Annotated in this window: 17 protein-coding genes and 1 riboswitch; of the genes, 7 read left to right on the forward strand and 10 right to left on the reverse strand. The window is 59.2% G+C overall.

Features of this window, described 5'->3' with window-relative positions:
* Nucleotides 1-132 precede the first annotated feature (132 nt).
* Entirely contained in the window at nt 133-945 is an 813-nt protein-coding gene (locus tag DSCA_RS22515; protein WP_155318585.1) for a DUF3786 domain-containing protein, read from the reverse strand.
* A 165-nt stretch (nt 946-1110) separates the two neighbouring features.
* Between DSCA_RS22515 and tesB the strand changes: the two genes are divergently transcribed.
* Nucleotides 1111-1992 carry an acyl-CoA thioesterase II gene (gene tesB / locus DSCA_RS22520; RefSeq protein WP_155318586.1) on the forward strand — a complete coding sequence of 294 codons (882 nt, stop codon included), beginning with the start codon at nt 1111-1113 and terminating at the stop codon, nt 1990-1992.
* Between the two features lie 26 nt (nt 1993-2018).
* Nucleotides 2019-2225: riboswitch (cobalamin riboswitch) on the forward strand.
* Here tesB and DSCA_RS22525 read toward each other — a convergent pair.
* Nucleotides 2195-2443 (reverse strand): hypothetical protein, encoded by a 249-nt coding sequence (locus DSCA_RS22525; RefSeq protein WP_155318587.1) that lies wholly within the window; start codon nt 2441-2443, stop codon nt 2195-2197. Its footprint overlaps the riboswitch before it by 31 nt.
* A gap of 191 nt (nt 2444-2634) precedes the next feature.
* On the opposite strand from DSCA_RS22525, the gene DSCA_RS22530 reads away from it, so the two are divergent.
* Nucleotides 2635-2871: a hypothetical protein gene (locus tag DSCA_RS22530; RefSeq protein WP_155318588.1), complete on the forward strand. Its 237-nt coding sequence runs from the start codon at nt 2635-2637 to the stop codon at nt 2869-2871.
* A 163-nt stretch (nt 2872-3034) separates the two neighbouring features.
* Here DSCA_RS22530 and DSCA_RS22535 read toward each other — a convergent pair whose 3' ends face one another.
* Nucleotides 3035-3859: a M23 family metallopeptidase gene (locus tag DSCA_RS22535; protein WP_155318589.1), complete on the reverse strand. Its 825-nt coding sequence runs from the start codon at nt 3857-3859 to the stop codon at nt 3035-3037.
* 248 nt (nt 3860-4107) lie between these two features.
* Here DSCA_RS22535 and DSCA_RS22540 point away from each other — a divergent pair, with 248 nt between their 5' ends.
* Nucleotides 4108-4794, forward strand: a complete 687-nt coding sequence (locus DSCA_RS22540; protein ID WP_231716249.1) for an aldo/keto reductase — start codon at nt 4108-4110, stop codon at nt 4792-4794.
* A gap of 69 nt (nt 4795-4863) precedes the next feature.
* Here DSCA_RS22540 and DSCA_RS22545 read toward each other — a convergent pair whose 3' ends face one another.
* Both DSCA_RS22545 and DSCA_RS22550 read right to left on the reverse strand, forming a co-directional pair.
* A complete protein-coding gene (locus tag DSCA_RS22545) occupies nt 4864-5760 on the reverse strand; it encodes a DMT family transporter (RefSeq protein WP_155318590.1) in 897 nt (298 codons plus the stop codon).
* A 125-nt stretch (nt 5761-5885) separates the two neighbouring features.
* Nucleotides 5886-6731 (reverse strand): methyltransferase family protein, encoded by an 846-nt coding sequence (locus DSCA_RS22550; RefSeq protein WP_155318591.1) that lies wholly within the window; start codon nt 6729-6731, stop codon nt 5886-5888.
* Between the two features lie 365 nt (nt 6732-7096).
* Between DSCA_RS22550 and DSCA_RS22555 the strand changes: the two genes are divergently transcribed.
* Nucleotides 7097-8389, forward strand: a complete 1293-nt coding sequence (locus tag DSCA_RS22555; protein ID WP_155318592.1) for an MFS transporter — start codon at nt 7097-7099, stop codon at nt 8387-8389.
* A gap of 120 nt (nt 8390-8509) precedes the next feature.
* On the opposite strand, the gene DSCA_RS22560 is transcribed toward DSCA_RS22555, so the two are convergent.
* From DSCA_RS22560 to DSCA_RS22580, 5 genes are all read right to left on the reverse strand, one after another.
* A complete protein-coding gene (locus tag DSCA_RS22560; RefSeq protein WP_155318593.1) occupies nt 8510-9340 on the reverse strand; it encodes a sulfite exporter TauE/SafE family protein in 831 nt (276 codons plus the stop codon).
* Nucleotides 9341-9691: 351 nt separating this feature from the next.
* Complete coding sequence (locus DSCA_RS22565; protein ID WP_155318594.1) at nt 9692-10024, reverse strand: YkgJ family cysteine cluster protein; 333 nt, start codon at nt 10022-10024, stop codon at nt 9692-9694.
* Nucleotides 10025-10258: 234 nt separating this feature from the next.
* Complete coding sequence (locus DSCA_RS22570; protein ID WP_155318595.1) at nt 10259-10582, reverse strand: cupin domain-containing protein; 324 nt, start codon at nt 10580-10582, stop codon at nt 10259-10261.
* Nucleotides 10583-10718: 136 nt separating this feature from the next.
* A complete protein-coding gene (locus DSCA_RS22575; RefSeq protein ID WP_167527918.1) occupies nt 10719-11510 on the reverse strand; it encodes an SDR family oxidoreductase in 792 nt (263 codons plus the stop codon).
* Between the two features lie 552 nt (nt 11511-12062).
* Nucleotides 12063-12671, reverse strand: coding sequence for a short chain dehydrogenase (locus DSCA_RS22580; RefSeq protein ID WP_155318597.1), 609 nt, complete (start codon nt 12669-12671; stop codon nt 12063-12065).
* A 114-nt stretch (nt 12672-12785) separates the two neighbouring features.
* Here DSCA_RS22580 and DSCA_RS22585 point away from each other — a divergent pair, with 114 nt between their 5' ends.
* The 3 genes from DSCA_RS22585 (at nt 12786) to DSCA_RS22595 (ending at nt 16497) form a co-directional block, all read left to right on the forward strand.
* Complete coding sequence (locus DSCA_RS22585) at nt 12786-13646, forward strand: LysR substrate-binding domain-containing protein (RefSeq protein WP_155318598.1); 861 nt, start codon at nt 12786-12788, stop codon at nt 13644-13646.
* Between the two features lie 80 nt (nt 13647-13726).
* The gene (locus DSCA_RS22590; protein ID WP_155318599.1) at nt 13727-15250 is read left to right on the forward strand and encodes a sigma-54 interaction domain-containing protein; all 1524 of its coding nucleotides are present in this window, start codon (nt 13727-13729) and stop codon (nt 15248-15250) included.
* Between the two features lie 266 nt (nt 15251-15516).
* On the forward strand, nt 15517-16497 hold the full coding sequence (locus DSCA_RS22595; protein WP_155318600.1) for an ornithine cyclodeaminase family protein: 981 nt from the start codon (nt 15517-15519) through the stop codon (nt 16495-16497).
* The last annotated feature ends 26 nt before the right edge of the window (nt 16498-16523 follow it).

Here is a 16523-nt window from a genome sequence, read left to right on the forward strand (position 1 = left end):
TGCTGGTCTTGTTTAGGATTTGGCAGTTGTATTTTGGAACTTATTTGAAATTGGGTGCTTGTAATTTGTTAATTGTGTGGTGCCGCATGGTCTGATCACCGTCTCCGGTTTTCGGACTTCGGACTCCAGTTCTCAGGCCCCGGAAAATCCGTGCCGGCGGGCCAGCCGCTCAAACATCTGGGTCAGGCCGGCGCCCAGTGAGAAGACGGAGCCGATGTCCAGATTGCGGTCGGCGGTTTCGTCGAAGAAAATATTGAGGCTCGAGCCGAGCCCTTCGTCCACGCGCCAGTAGCAGATCATGACGGGAACCTTGGGCAGGGGGTGCAGCACCACGGAGATGTCGGACTGAAACTGCCGTTCCACCTGCCTGCCGGAAAACAGGTGGACCACATCGTCGAACAGGTCGGTGTAGGTGTCGGCCACCTGTTTCATGGCTTCCTCGCAGCGTTTTTGAAAAAGCGGGTAGCGGTCCTTGCCGTTTTTCAGCTCACGGAAGGAGGCCCATCGGCCGGTCGGGGCAACGCCCAGACCGTTGATCACGTAATCGAAAAAAGGGGCTGCCACCCAGGGGTTGACGTGAATGTCCGAAAAGAGGTTGCCCTGTCGGTCGACGCTGAAATCCTTGCCGAGGATTTTCAGGGTCAGCCGGCCGTTGTTAAATCGGCCACCGGTTCGCCCGGCCGCGGCCAGCAGATCGACGCCGGCCATTTTTTGTTTCACCATTGCCAGGAACGCCTCCCGGTTGGCGTCGAGGGTGTTGACTTCGTCGGGCGCTCCGGAAAAGCGGTCGACAACATCAGGGGCCAGTCGGGGGCATTGGTCAATTTTTTTCTGGCCCCGGTACACGGCTCCGGCAAAGGCCAGACAGGTTTTTTCACCGCAGTCACGGCAGTTGGATTTGTCCAGCAGTTTGAAGATTTCCATGGCATTTTTCGGTGCGGGCATCGACAACCTCCCCATTTTCAGTCATGCAAAGTGTGGGTCAACATAGCCGTACTATAACGACAGACCCGTGGTCTGTCATCCCTTCATCGATGCCCATCGGGGCAACGGGCCGCGACGCCGGGGTAAACGGATGACTTGGCATCCATCGATATCAGGAGAACAACCATGAGTGTCTGCGTCGAGGGAAACATTCTCGAAGAACTGCTCAAGCTTCTGAAGCTGGAGAAAATCGAGGAGAACATCTTCCGGGGCCAGAGCCAGGACCTGGGCTTCGGCAACGTATTCGGCGGCCAGGTATTAGGACAGGCCCTGTCCGCCGCGTCCCAGACCGTTCCCGACGGTCGGTATGCCCACAGCCTTCACGGGTATTTCATGCGGGCCGGCGATGCCGGCAAGCCGATCGTTTACACGGTGGACTGCATCCGGGACGGCAAAAGCTTCACCACCCGGCGGGTGGTGGCCGTGCAGAAGGGGCGCGCCATTTTTTCCATGGCCGCTTCCTTCCAGATCGAGGAACCGGGCTTCGACCACCAGGATGAAATGCCTGCGGTCATGGGGCCCGACGGGCTGGAGCCGGAGAGGGAGACGGCCCGCAAGCTGGCCGAGCACATACCCCCGGGCATCCGGGAAAAAATCCTGTGCGCCAAACCCATTGAAATCCGCCACGTCAATCCGGTCAATCCATTCAGGCCGGAAAAACGGACGCCGGAAAAGTATGTCTGGTTCCGCGCCATCGGACCCATGCCCGGAGAGATGGCCGTTCACCAGTACCTGCTGGCCTATGCCTCGGATTTCAACCTGGTGGGCACCAGCCTTTACCCCCACGGGCACACCTTCTGGGAACCGGAGATGCAGATGGCCAGCCTGGACCATGCCATGTGGTTCCATCGGGATTTTCGCATGGACGACTGGCTGCTCTACGCCATGCAGAGCCCCAGCGCATCCCGGGCCCGGGGGTTGGCCATCGGTCGTATCTTCACCCGGGACGGCCGGCTGGTGGCCACCGTTTCCCAGGAAGGCCTGGTGCGCTATCGGCCGCGTAAATAGCGGTTGACAGCCATGGCGCCGGTCTGAAATAATCGATCTTACAAGGTGCCCCGCATGGGGTGTAATAGGGAATCCCGTGAAATTCGGGAACGGTCCCGCCGCTGTAATCCCGCTTCGACGCTGATTCGAAAACTTTTTCGGCAATGAGAATGCCACTGCCCCCCCATGGCGGGCGGGAAGGCTGCCGCAAAAGGCGGGGAAGTCAGAAGACCTGCCTTGTAACGATCATCCCTGCGTTGCGGTGATTCAACTTCAGGGGTGAGAATGATACGGCCTCCGGCCGTTTCAGATTCAGGCAGAGGGTGCCGAAAACGGGTGCAGCCTTTTGAACCGGCAGGTTCACAAGGCTGTTTTGTTTCGAAGCGGTGTCATGGTCCGGTATAACGCCCGGGGCAGTGTCGCGGGCTTTTTCAAAATGCTCACATGCACTGAATATGCTGCGCTGTTTCATCAGCCGGCGCCTTTCCCTTGAACGCGATCCAGGGCCATGCGAACCCCTTCGCGGCACTGTGCGGGACCGTTTAGGAATCGTGGGATTGCCTTTCAACAACCGGAAGCGATCGCGACATGCAATGTCGAGGTGACTTCTGTCAAAAAAAGGAGATTCCGATGTCGAAGGTGTATCGCACAAAGGACGCAGGCATGGCAGATGCCCCGGATTACGTGATCCGGGACGGCAGGCTTTACCGGACGGTCCACCACCCGGCCGGCTGGTCGGATGCGGCCGATTTTGAGATCCGCAGCGACGGCAAGATCTATGCGCTGGGGGAAGGCGGCGAACACGCCCCTGTCTATGAGTTCAGGGAGATTATGCTTTACCGGACAGCGAGCCACCCGGACGGGCCGGGGACGCATCCGGACTATTATATCTTCGATTAATTCCTGAACGGCGGATTCGTAAGAAACCGGTACCTGCGCTGGGGCCGTGTTTCAGGTCCTTGGCAGTCGTCCTGACGCCTGCGGATAGAAACACGGTCCTGCCTCCATCGAGAGCCCGAAACCTATTTTCCGGGATTGCTTCCTCCCTGCATGCCGGCCCCCTTTATTTTGGGGGGGCTTTCGGCATGGGCGGCACCAGCAGGGACGGATCGAGGCGGGTTTCGAACCAGTTCATGCCCCAGTGCAGGTGGGGACCGGTGACGCGGCCGGTGGCGCCCACCTGGGCGATGACGTCGCCCTGTCCGACCGGATGCCCTTCCTTGACCAGAATTTTATGCAGGTGCATGTAGACCGTTGAAATACCGTGGCCGTGGTCGACGATCAGGGTGCCGCCGGAGTAGAACATGTCCTCGTGGGCCATGCTCACCACGCCGTCGGCCGGTGCCTTCACCGGCGTGCCGGTGGGCGCGGCAATGTCCACGCCGTAGTGGGGCCTTTTGGGCTTGCCGTTGAGGATCCGCTGGCTGCCATACACACCGCTGATCCTGCCGGTCACCGGCCAGATGAACGTCTGGGCAAAATCGGTTCGGGGCTCGTCCTTTTTACGGACTTTTTTAACCAGGGCGATATCCGCGTAGATGCGTTCCAGGTCCTCGGGCGACGGGCTGACCTTGCGCGGGGGCAGCCCGTCGATGCGCTGGATCCGGTAGGTGCGTTTTTCGATATGAACCGGGTGTTTTTCAACCGTTCCCGAGGACGCATGAAGTTCGATCTCAGACGCGAGCGCCGCGTCCCGGGCAAAACCGATGACGAAAAGGCCCTCCGGAGAGACCCGGACCGATTTGCCCTGGTAAACGACGGTGGCGCCGGGATCGGTTTTACCGATGGCCATGCCGCCTTGAACCAGGTTTCCCTCCAGTGTCAGCGCCCGGGCCGGCAGCGGCAGGCAAAGGATGGCGATGATGATGCCGATAAGGTGTCGTTGCATGAGCAGCAGCCTGTCTGTTGAATGGTTGGTTTTCATTTCGGTGGCGATGAATTCCCTTTAACGGAAAACCGGCGCCGGTTTCGCAGCCGGTCGCAACCTGTTGAATCGGCAGTTGAAGGAAACACTTTAACATGTGTATAGGGTACTATCAACTGAACTGACGACGTGCAGCATACACGGACTGTCATCAAGATAATAGGGGCGGGCCGGCAACCGGCCCGGACCCTTCGCTGCCATTCGGGAGGGGCATGATGCGACAACGACGGCTTGGCAACAGTGGTCTTCACGTATCCGTCATCGGTCTGGGGTGCTGGGGCATGTCCCATGCCTATGGACCGGCCGAGGAGCGGGAATCGCTGGCCACGCTGGAGAAGGCCCTGGACCTGGGGATCAACTTTCTGGATACCGCCGACGTGTATGGCCACGGACACAATGAACGGCTGATCGCCCGTGTGCTCAAAACCCGCCGCCCGGAAGCGGTGGTTGCCACCAAGTTCGGTTTCGTGGGCGAGGAGCACGGCGCCGTGGGCGTCTGCGGCCGGCCCGACTATGTCAGGACCGCTTGTGAAGGAAGCCTGAAACGGCTGGGCATCGATGTCATCGATCTTTACTACCTGCCCCGTCGGGACCCCGGGGTGCCCATCGAAGAGACAGTGGGGGCCATGCAGCGCAACCGGAGCCTGATCGACCGCCTGAACCGCCTCTCCCGAACTTGCGGCCACTCGCCGGCCCAGCTGGCCCTGGCCTGGCTGCTGGCCAGGGATCCGTCCATCGTTCCCATTCCCGGGATGAAGCGCAGGCCCTACCTGACGGAAAACGCGGCCGCCGCCGACCTCCGTCTGCGGCCGGAGACCCTGGCGGCCCTGGATGCGCTGGGCGAGGGGGTGGCCGGTGAGCGCCACAATGCGCAGAACCTGCGATTCGTCGAGAAGTGACGGTTTTTTAATGCCCATTGTTACCCGGCCAATTTGTCGGAGCAGTATTCAAGGCCCATGGGCGGGGTGCTATTTCTCACTCCTGGCATGGTTGGCCTTGAACCGGTTCAGGGCCACGGCGCTGCCGACGATCAGCAGGCCGCCGGTCCAGAACCGCCACGAGGCCGGATCCCCTAAAAAGGCGATGCCCACGATGGCGGTGAAGATCACCTCGCTGGACATGAACACGCCGCCCTCCCATCCCCGGCAATAGAAAAATCCCTGATTCATGGACAGCTGCGCGACGACCGAGGAAAATACGATGCCCAGGACCATGGCCCAGTCCATGGCGGTTGCGGGAATCAGGGGGGCCATGGCAAATTGGGGCAGCGTCACCAGCATGCCCATGGTGCAAAAGTATAGATAGATGATCACCGGGCCGTTTTTCTCACGCAGGGTTTTGATCAGGGTCACGGTGAGGCCGGCAAAGGCGCTGCCGGCAAGGGCCATGGCCTGGCCGGCCAGATTGCCGGACAGGCTGAAATCGAAGAGCACGCCGATGCCGACGATCACCATGACAATGCATCCGATTCCCTCCCTGGAGATGCGTTCCCCGTAAATCAGGCGGGCAAACACGGCGGAAAAGGCCGGAAAGGCGTAAAAGATCACCAGGGCCGTGGACACCGGCAACAGGCGGATGGCCGTGACGACGCACAGAAAGGCCGCCGAACCGGTGAATCCCCGGATGATCAGCAGCCGGGTATTATGGCCCCGATAGGCATTGCCGTGCCTGCCGAAAATCAGCAGCAGTACCACCACCCCGCCAAAGAACCGATAAAAACCGATGTGCCAGATGGTGTAAGCCGGGCCGATCTGTTTGACGATCAGGTTGAGCAGGGTGAACAGCAGGGCGGCGGCCAGCATGAACAGGGGGCCGGCGACGGCGGCATCCAGCTTGACCTGTCGGGACGGGGCGGGTTGTGGCATCGGATCGCCTTTTCAATGCGGGTTGATCACTCATGAGAGTAGTATGGCAGATTTCACAAAGTCTCAATAGCAAACATGGGGATGGGATTGGGGGATTAAGGGGGTTGGAACGGATGGCTGTTCGCTCAGCGGTCCTCATGTGGACGGGCACCCGTGTCGGGCATCCGTGGTTTCAGGCTGGTGGGCAGCAGCATGGGGACGGTTCGCTGGTAGGTGCGGTAGGCATCGCCGAAACAGTCCACCAGGTCCCGCTCCTCCATGGTGGCGCCGATGACGATCCAGACCGTCCAGAGGCCATTGTGCAGCAGCCGGTCCATTGTGAACACCGGGCCCGCCCAGATGATCACCAGGCTGAAGAGATAAAGGGGGTGGCGTACCCAGCGGTAGGGGCCGCGGACGGCAAACGGGGTGGCGGTTGCCGGTTTGTCGCTGTCGAACGCCTGCATGGCCGGCCTGACGCCCAGGGCATCGAATTCTCCCAACGACCGGGAACCCCACCAGGCGCCGGCACCGGCCGCCAGGAACAGTGCCAGCATGGCCCATCGGACCGTCCCTCCCGGGTGCCACCAGGTCAGGCCCACCGGCTGCCACAGGCCGACCACCATCAACAGGCAGCCGCCGGATGCTGCCGCATAGAGGGCGCCGTGAAAATCGGCGCGGACGGTTCGCGTCAGCCAGAGGCGAAAATTGCGCCGGACCATGATGCTGTGCTGGATGAAAAACAGGAGACACAAAAGCGTGTCGAGCATCAGGCCGCCGGCTATGCCGAGGCCCAGGTTTACAAGTACCGGCGGCCCCATGAGTAGAAAAGCCAGCCATGCCAGCATACCGCCGCCGCCCAGTACATAGGCCGCCGCCACCAGCAGGAGGGCTCCCGGTTTTTTTGAAATCAGCTGCCCGCCGGCCCCGTGGGCGGCCTGGGCCTCGTCTACGGCCGACAGCTTGCAGGAGGTGTCTTTTTCATGAACCATGGCGGGTTTTCCCCGGCGCCCGTCCAGAAATGATCAATTGGCCCGATATCTGCTTTTTGCCAAAAATTTCATTCCCGGAATATCGTTTATATGCCTGTGGTGAAAATTTTCGCATGCTTTGATCCCGACCCAATTTGCCTATTTCTGGACAGACACTCACGGTAGGAGGTCGGACCGATTGCCTGAACAGGTTTCTTTTTTCAGATGATAACCCCGAACATGCCGTTGTTCAAACCAAAATGATCGGCCATGCTCTTTTCAGCACCTTGATCTTATGGCATGATGAACCTGTTTTAGCTGCCGTCCTTCCCGATTTTTAGCGAACCAATCGGCACCAGATGTCCAACTGCAAAAGGAGCGCTACCATGGCCGACGCATCCCCACACCCCCTGTTCCGGTTTCGCTGGCTGATTTTTTCCATCCTGGCCCTGGCGTATTTCTTCGTTTACTTTCATCGCCTCTCTCTGTCGGTCGTGGCCGACAGCCTGGTCGCGGATTTCAACGTTTCGGCCGGTACCATGGGGCTGCTGGGCTCCATTTACTTCTACTGCTATGCGGCCATGCAGTTGCCGGCAGGACTGCTTTCAGATTCCGTGGGGCCGCGGCGGACGGTCACCGGGTTCCTGGTGGCCGCATCCATCGGCAGCATCCTTTTCGGGATGGCCCCCAACATCGAAACCGCCTTCGTGGGGCGGATCCTGGTGGGGTTCGGGGTCTCCATGGTCTTCATCCCCACCATGAAGATTCTCTCCCAGTGGTACTACCCCCACGAGTTCGCTTCCATGGCCGGTATTCTCAACGCCGTGGGCGGGGCGGGCGTCATGGCGGCCACCTGGCTGCTGGCCATGATGACGGTGGCCTTCGGCTGGCGGATCTCCTTTGAATTGATCGGCGGGTGTACTTTCGTCATCGCGCTGCTGGTGTGGCTGATCATCCGTGACCGGCCCCAGGACAAGGGCTGGCCCGCCATTGCCGACCTGGCCGGTAAAGCCGGCGCCCCCGCAGCACCGGTGCAGACGATTCCCCTGCTGGCGGGGATGCGGCAGGTCGTCGGCACTGTGCACTTCTGGCCCCTGGCCCTGTGGTTTTTTTTCGACTGTGGTATTTTTTTCGGATTCGGGGGGTTGTGGGGCGGGCCGTACCTGATGCACGTGTACGGGCTGTCCCGGGAGGCGGCCGGCGCCGTACTGAGCATGATCGCCTGGGGCATGATCATCGGCAGCCCCCTGCTGGGCCTGGTCTCCGACCGTGTTTTCAAGAGCCGAAAAAAACCCTTTATCGGCTGTACCGCGGTGCTGGTGGTCGAGCTGGGCGTGCTCTACCTTTTCCCCACCGGCCTGTCGCTGCCCCTGCTGTACGTGGCTTTTTTCATTTTTGCCGTGTGCGCGTCCTCCATCGTGGTGATCGGGTTCACGGCGACCAAGGAACTTTTTCCCGTAGAGATTGCCGGCACCTCCGTCGGCACGGTCAACCTCTTTCCCTTCCTCGGCGGCGCAGTCTATATGCCCATGCTGGGAAAGATCCTCGATGCCTACCCGCGAGACCCTTCCGGTGCCTACGCGCTGGAGGGGTATACCACCATGCTGCTGGTCCTGCTGATCTCCGCGGTCGTCGCTTTAGGGTGCGCATTGACCATGAAGGAGACGTATAAAGGGTAGGAGGCGCCGCCGCCCGTGCCGGGCCACGGGACGGCAAGGCTGCCATCGGATGACGGACCGGGAAAGAACGATGCGTCGGACGCCGTCTTTCCCGGTGGTTGCGATCAGGTGGCGCTCGGATTACAAGGGCAGGTGCAGATAGGCAAACACGCCGGTCATCTTCAGCCCCATGTAGAACATCACCACCACGAACAGGGTTTTGAGCTGTTTACCCGGCAGCAGGTGGGCGGCCCGGGCCCCGACCATGGCCATGGGGATGCTGCAGCCTGCCAGCAGAAGCCACTGGAGCCAGTTCAGGTAGCCGGTGGAATACGGCGGCAGACCATCCACGCCCAACCCATTGATCAGGTACGATATGGCCCCGCCCACGGCCGTGAAGATCATCAGGGCCGTTGATGTACCCACCGCCCGGTGCATGTCGAACTTCAGGAAAAAGACCAGGATCGGGATGATCAGCACGCCGCCGCCGATACCGATGATCCCGGAAACCACCCCCAGCGGCAGTCCCCACAGGATGTAGGGCAGGATGTCGGCCACCGGCCGGTCTTCAACGGCTGGCGGTTTGGCGGTGACCATGCGAATGGCGCCGAGGATGATGGCCAGGCCGAAGGCGACGGTGAGCACCCTGCCGGGCAGATGCGAGGCGATCCAGGCGCCGCCGAAGGCCCCGACGGCCCCGGTGAGGCCCAGAACGATGCCGGCCTTCCAGGCCACGGCGCCTTTTTTGTGGTGGGTGGCCGCACCGCTGATGGCGGTGGGCAGGACCACCAGCAGATTGGTGCCGAAGGCGATCCGGATGGCGATGGTCGGATCGACCCCGATGGCCTTCAGAGCCCAGAATTGAACCGGCACCATGATGAAACAGCCCCCGACACCGAGCAGGCCGGAGGCAAACCCCACGACGGCGCCGGTGGCCAGCAGGGCGATGATATGCATCGTTTCAAATGTCATTTTTTCTCCTTTTCCAAGTGGTTGTCGTTAGCGCGGGTGATGGTCGATTGGAAAAGAGAAAGTCCCTACCTGCCGTGCCACCAGCATTGACAGGGTTTTCTTTTATTGGTTTTTCGCTTTTGCATGGGGCCTGTTTCTGCCTGCCATGAACGTTTGCCACGGCGGCGGGGTTATGAAAATTTTAGAGTATATGCCTATAATCAGGGGGTGTCAAATTCATTTCCGGGACTTTAACGGCAGCGGGTGAATGGAAGGGCTTCCGGGGGAAGCACACCAGCGGGGAACGGGCCCGGCAGCGTACAGACGATGTCCCCGTCGGCAGCGTCCGTGGATATCAACGTTGGATGCCGATCAGAAATTGCTCAGGGGCATCAGGCCATAGGTGGCTCTGGCCCGGTCGCAAAGCGGATTGAAGGTGTTGTTTTCCCCTGCAGATAAAAACTGTCGACAGGTCGTCGGTCGCCGATCATAGATCGCACAGTGGACGGACATGCCGATGATACCGATCAGGGCCGCGCAGCGGATCGGCCTTTTCTCCGTGCCCTTCATGGCCGATCGCGTTCCATTGAGCGCAAAGACCAGGTGAAAAGGAACAACACCGCCCCGAAAATTGTCCGTTTCATGGCAGTCGAAGGAGACCCGGAAAAGGGCGCAGCAGGCGCCGCACCGCATGCATGGATTCATGGGTTACCATCTGATTGTGAGGGGGTATGGCTCGCAGTCGTACCAACTGCCGCCGAAATCAGGTGGTGACCCGGGACGTCAGGGGATTGGGGTCAGGCCGATTCGGATGTATCGTTGCCTATGTGCACCAGGAACGATAGGACATGTCGTGCGCGAAAGCAACCGGTTTCACCGCCGTCGCGGTGATCGGGGCCGGTCGGTCTGAAAGGACGCGATATGCAAATCCATCAATACTTATGGCAGGTAATCCTCCCGAACCGGCGAAAAGACCTCGATGACGACCGAGTCCGCCAGCGCGGTGACCGAATGTTCGACGCCGCCGGGCAGGCACCAGCTGTCGCCGGCTTCCACATCCAGCACTTCGCCGCCGGCGTTGAAGCGCAGCCGGCCGGAAATCATGATCCCGGTCTGTTCGTGGGGATGGGAATGGGCCGGGATAACGGCACCCTCGGCTAATTTGAACCGACCCATCAGGGTCTTGTCTCCGTGGACCAGGGTCGTTAACTCAACACCATCCAGCAGTTGCCGTGACGTTCCGCTGTCTTTTTTTCGAAACATGGATAATCTCCCATCGCGTAATAACGATCATTGTTGACGTTTCATGACGGGTTAGCGCAGGCCGCGGTAAGGAATGCGCATGCTGAGCCGAATTTTAACGGCGTATGGCCGAGCGCAGCAGGTTTGCAACACCCTGTTAAAGCAGCCCGCGGTAGTTTCCACCGTCGACCAACAGGTTCTGGCCGGTAATGTAGCGGGCCTGCATGCTGGCCAGAAAGGCGGCGGCCGCCCCGAAATCGGACGGGTCTCCGATGGTCTGGGTGGGATTGGCCAGCATCATTTCCCGGATGATGTCGTCAGGCGATTTATTCTCCTGGTCGGCACGGTGCCGGGCCAGCTGGTCGATTCGCGATGTCTTGTGGGTGCCCGGGAGAAGCGCATTGACAGTGATGCCGTCGGGGCCCAGTTCCGTTGCGATGGTTTTCAGAAAACCGGTCAGTCCGGCCCGGGCCATGTTGGACAGCAGCAGCGTGCCGATGGGCTGCTTGACGGAGATTGAGGTGACGGCAATGATCCGGCCCCAGCCGGCGGCCTTCATGGCCGGCGTCACGCCATGAATCAGATGTACGGCGCTCATCAAGGTGAGGTTGAGGGCTTTTTCATACTCCCCGATGGCGGTGCTGGCGTAGGTTCCCGGCGGGGGGCCGCCGGCGTTGGTCACCAGTATTTCCGGTTCTCCCATGGATTGGCGGACGTTTTCCAGCAGGCGGTTGATCGCCCCGGTTTTGCCCACATCGGCCCCAAAGCCCAGCACCTGCGATCCGGTTCGGGACGAAATGGTTTCGGCAGCCTGTTTGACCGCGTCGCTGTCGCGGGAGCAGATCGCCACCCGGCATCCCTCCGCGGCCAGCTGTTCCGCACACCCCCGCCCCAGCCCCCGGCTGGCGGCGGTCACCAGGGCAATTTTGCCACCTATTCCAAGATCCATATTGATACCTCCTTGATCGTGCAGGGTGAACAGTAATTCCCCGGGGCCCGCATCCGGAGAGCTGTCGAAAGGAGCAGCATTTCCGATGGGGTTTTCCCGGCAGGATCCCATGCGATCCGGGGAGAACGATGTCCTCCATTTTTCAAAGGACCGGATGGACAGTGGGCGAAGTTTATTTTGGACCCCGCCTGAAATCAAGCCCTTTTGCTTTGTGGATGCGCGCCTTTAAAATTATGTGGGATCATGAGTTGCCGTGTGCCGGGATGCCGTTTCAACCCGGCGGCGCAATCCATCCCGTTTTTCGGAACCGTTGGGAGAATGCGGTCACGGACCGTCCTTCCCAAAAGGGAATGATCTTATCCTTGACACGCTTTTGGTTTTTTGCGGAGATGCCAAAGGCGGTTTCAACATGCTGCCGTCTGGCCAGAATCAGGGGCCCGCGATCATTCCGACCGGAGGCATACACGAAGCGCTCCGGGGATAGGAACCGTCGCCCGACGCAGATATGGGTCGAAGCAGGGCGTTTTGAAATGGCCTCGCACGCCAGGCCAATCAGCAATTGTCATACATCCTGATGATTTCTCCGTTGCCGCTGCCCAGGACGCTTTTTACATAGCCATTAACCACTTTTTTCATCGGGATGGGGTTGTGCCCCGGAAAATAGGATTCATACTTCTCCACGGCATCCTCGACGAGTCCCGATGAGACGACGTTGATACGCATACCGTTTTGCAACTCCAGGGAGACGGCTTTGACAAAACTGTGAATGCCGCCGTTGACCATCGCGGCACTGGTGGTCATGGCCACGGGATGGTCGGCCAGGATGCCGGTGGACAGCGTAAACGAACCTCCCGGGTTCACATAATCCCTGCCGATTCTAACCATGTTGACCTGGCCCATCAGTTTGCTTTTCAGCCCGATATGGAAATCGTCTTCGGTCATGGCGGCAAACTCGGCCCATTTTGCGTCTCCGGCAATACAAACCACCGCATCGACCTTCCCGATGGTTTCAAACATGGTTTTTATCGACCGGCTGTCTGTCATGTCGACGATCACATCGCCTGACTGTCTTGCGCCGACGATCACCTCGTGATTTTTCGAAAAATGTGCACTGACCTTCCTGCCAATGGTACCCTTGCCTCCGATGATCACAATTTTCATGATATCCCCTTTGGTGTAATTCGTTTCTTAATTGCTTGACGGGCAAGATAGGCCTGTTAAAATCATTTGTCCAATGAATAGTTTTGATATAAACAATCAAAAAATGTGATTATTATGAATCTGCAGACGGATTATTTGAGAACGTTCATTGCCCTGGCCGAGACCAGAGGATTCACCAGGGCGGGGCGCCAGGTCAATCGGTCGCAATCTGCCGTAAGCATGCAGATCAAGCGGCTTGAGGACGAAATCGGAAAGAAGTTGTTTGAACGAATCGGCAAGACCGTCAAACTGACTGCCGAAGGCAACATTCTGATCAAACATGCCATGAGAATTATAAAGGAGCATGACGATGCCGTTCGGGCCTTGTCCAAACCCGACCTGGAGGGGTTCGTCCGGTTTGGTTCGCCGGAGCATTACACCATCGGCGTGCTGCCGAAGCTGCTGGCGCGTTTCGCCGCGGCCTATCCGGATGTGGTCGTCGAAATGCGATGTGAAAACAGCGATGAAATCAAAGCAGATATCGAGCGGGGAGAGCTGGACGTCGGCATCTGCACCCAGATCAGCGATGGCGGGCAGGTGATCTCCCATGACCCGGTGGTATGGGTGGCCGATCCGGGATTTGTCATGCAACGCCACCAGACGGTATCCATTGCGGTCTTTGAAGAGGGCTGCATCTTCCGGACCTGGGCATTGGAGGCATTGGAAAAATCCGGGATCAGCTACCGGATCGTCTATGTGAGCCGCAGCATATCGGGGCTCATCGATTCGGTAAGAGCCGGGCTTGCCGTGGCTCCGATCATTCGCAGCAACGCGCCGGCCGATTTGAAAATTGTCGGGCTGGAAAATGGCCTGCCCGTATTGCCGGTCTCAAACATCGTTCTTCATAAAACCAAAAAGGTGGCATCGGAAATTATAGAATGCTTTTCCGAGCACATTATCCAGTCCTTCGGAGAAAAAGCCCAAGCCTTGCCGTAAGCGTCAACAGGGGGCCGCATCGGCTTGGCTCTGAACGGCCCCCGGTTGTGTTTGCCGCCGCAATCGTCTAATTAGAAGGCATGGACAGTTCCCAGATCAAGCGGTTGTTCCCCGACGTCGATCCGGCCTCGGTCTCCCTGGTCGATGTGCTGGCCGATTTTCACGAGGGAATCATGATCACCGATGCCGAAGGCGTCGTCCTTTACATGAACGCCGCCCAGGCCCGCATCGATGACCTGGAGATCGATGCCGCCGTCGGCAAAAAGGTGACGGACCTGTATCGCGTGGACGAAGGCTTCAGCCCCACCATGGCCTGCCTGAAGGCCGGGGCGGCCGTAAAGAACCTGGCCTGCTACTACCGCACCCACCTGGGGCGGGTGGTCAATTCCATCCACAACATTTACCCGATTACCTCGGGGAAACGGGTGGTCGGCACCATCTGCTACATTACCGATTACCGCAATATCGAGAACACCTTCGATACGGTGATGCAGTCGACCCCGCCCCGCTCCGTGCCCACTTACGGGATCGCCCAGCCCGTGGATGCGGCCAAACCGAAAAAAAACGGGACCCGCTACACTTTCAGGGATATCGTCGGCCGGTCGCCGGATTTGCTCACGGCTGTCAAAGCGGCCAAACTTTCCGCAGAATCGCCGTCCCCCATTCTCATTTATGGAGAGACCGGCACCGGCAAGGAGCTTTTCGCCCAGGCCGTCCACAACCGCAGTCCCAGGAAAACACATCCCTACATGGCCATCAACTGCGCCGCCATCCCCGAGAACCTGCTTGAGGGGATCCTGTTCGGCACCTCCGCCGGCGCCTTTACCGGTGCCATCGACAAGCCCGGCCTGTTCGAGAAGGCTGCCGGCGGCACCCTGCTGCTGGACGAAATCAACTCCATGCCGCTGACCCTGCAGGCCAAACTGCTGCGTTTTCTCCAGGAACGCAAAATCCGGCGCATCGGTGCCATGGGGGAGATCGATGTGGATCTGAAGATCATCAGCTCGATCAATGTCCCGCCCCACCGGGCCATCGAATCGGGAGGGCTGCGGTCCGACCTGTTCTACCGCCTGGCCGTGGTGTTCATCCAGATACCGCCGCTGAGGCAGCGCATGGGCGACCTGAACCGGCTCGTCCTGCATTTCCTGGCCCGCAAGAACCGGAAACTGGGCAAACAGGTCTCCGGCATCGACATGAAAGTGATGGAGGCTTTCGAACAATACGCCTGGCCGGGCAATGTCCGGGAACTGGAGCATGTCATCGAGGGTGCCATGAACCTGGCCGGGGCGGCAAAGGTGATCGAACTGAGCCACCTTTCCGTACCATTGGATAAAAAAGGCGGCGGTCATGCCCTGCCGCAGCAGGCGCCCGGGGGATCGCGCGGCCGGATCCGACTGCGATTGCCGGCGGCCCGTGAAGGAGAAACCCCAGGGGGGAAAACCCTTGCGGAGATGAAGACCGACCAGGAGATGGTTTCGATCGTCAGCGCCTTGCAGGAAACCCGGGGCAACGCCGCCCGGGCAGCCCGTAAACTGGGAATCTCCCCCCAGTTGATGAATTACAAGCTCAAGCGGTTCAACATCGACCGCAAAGACTATCGATGACCGGAACGGCCCTCCTTCTTCGGCAAAAATAAAATTTTTTTTATAAAAACCCGCAATATTTTTTTCTTTACATACAAAATATTTTATTTTTGCCTGTCCCTATTTCTCGCCGTTAAACACTAATAGTACCTTAAAACAATATATTGTGTCGATTTGCATTCATGCCAAAAAGCGATGGCATATCATTTGCTGAATGTAGTTAATTGTTTGGCGAGACACCTTTTTCCCATGTACGCTTTACAGCTGAGTAATCCACAGGAGGACGCGTGAAAACCAATCAATTGCTTTATCTGAGTCAGGACGATGTGGCCAACGTCGGCCTCACCATGGCGGAGATCGTCGATGCCGTCGAAAGGGGATTTGCCGAAATGGGGCACGGCCGCGTGGAGATGCCGCCCAAGCCGGGAATTCACCCGGGCGAAGGAGGAGACAACTTCATCCACGCCATGCCGGCCTATATTCCGGCCATGCAGTCGGCCGGCGTCAAATGGGTCAGCGGCTATCCCGGCAACCATGCCAAGGGGCTGCCCTATATCACCGGTCTGCTGATCCTCAACGATCCGGATACGGGCATTCCCAAGGCGGTGATGGATTGCGCCTGGATCACCGCCATGCGCACCGGCGCGGCCTCGGCCGTTTCAGCCAGGTATCTGGCCCGGCCCGCCTCCTCGACTATCGGCATCCTGGCCTGCGGTGTCCAGGGGCATACCAACCTTGAAGCCATGAATGTCCTTTTTCCGCTGGAGAAGGTATTCGCCTTCGATCCCAACAAAGATAACGCCAGTGACCTTGCGGATTTTGCCCGCCAGCTGGGACTGAACGTCGAAATCGTCGACGATCCCAAAAAGGCGGTCGCCGGCTGCGACATCGTGGTCACTTCGGGGCCGATTCTGAAAGTGCCCCATGCCACCATCCAGGCCGGATGGGTGGATCCGGGCACCTTTGTCTCCCTGGTGGATTTCGATTCCTTTTTCTCCCGGGAGGCGTTGGGCGAGGCGGCCAAGTGGACCACGGACCACATCGGTCAGTACAACTACTACAAAGATGCGGGCGGCTATTTTCAGGACTGCCCCGAGATTTATGCCGAACTGGGCGAATTGGTGACCGGAGGAAAAACCGGGCGCGAAAATGCGGACGAAATCACCATGGCCGCCAATCTGGGGCTGGCCATGGACGACATGGCCGTGGCGCCCCTGATTTTCCAGCGGGCCGTCGAGAAAAGCATCGGCACCTGGCTGCCCCTGTGATTCGGCTGGCAGCGATACACGCTTAA

This window comes from Desulfosarcina alkanivorans (assembly GCF_009688945.1).
Taxonomy (GTDB): domain Bacteria; phylum Desulfobacterota; class Desulfobacteria; order Desulfobacterales; family Desulfosarcinaceae; genus Desulfosarcina; species Desulfosarcina alkanivorans.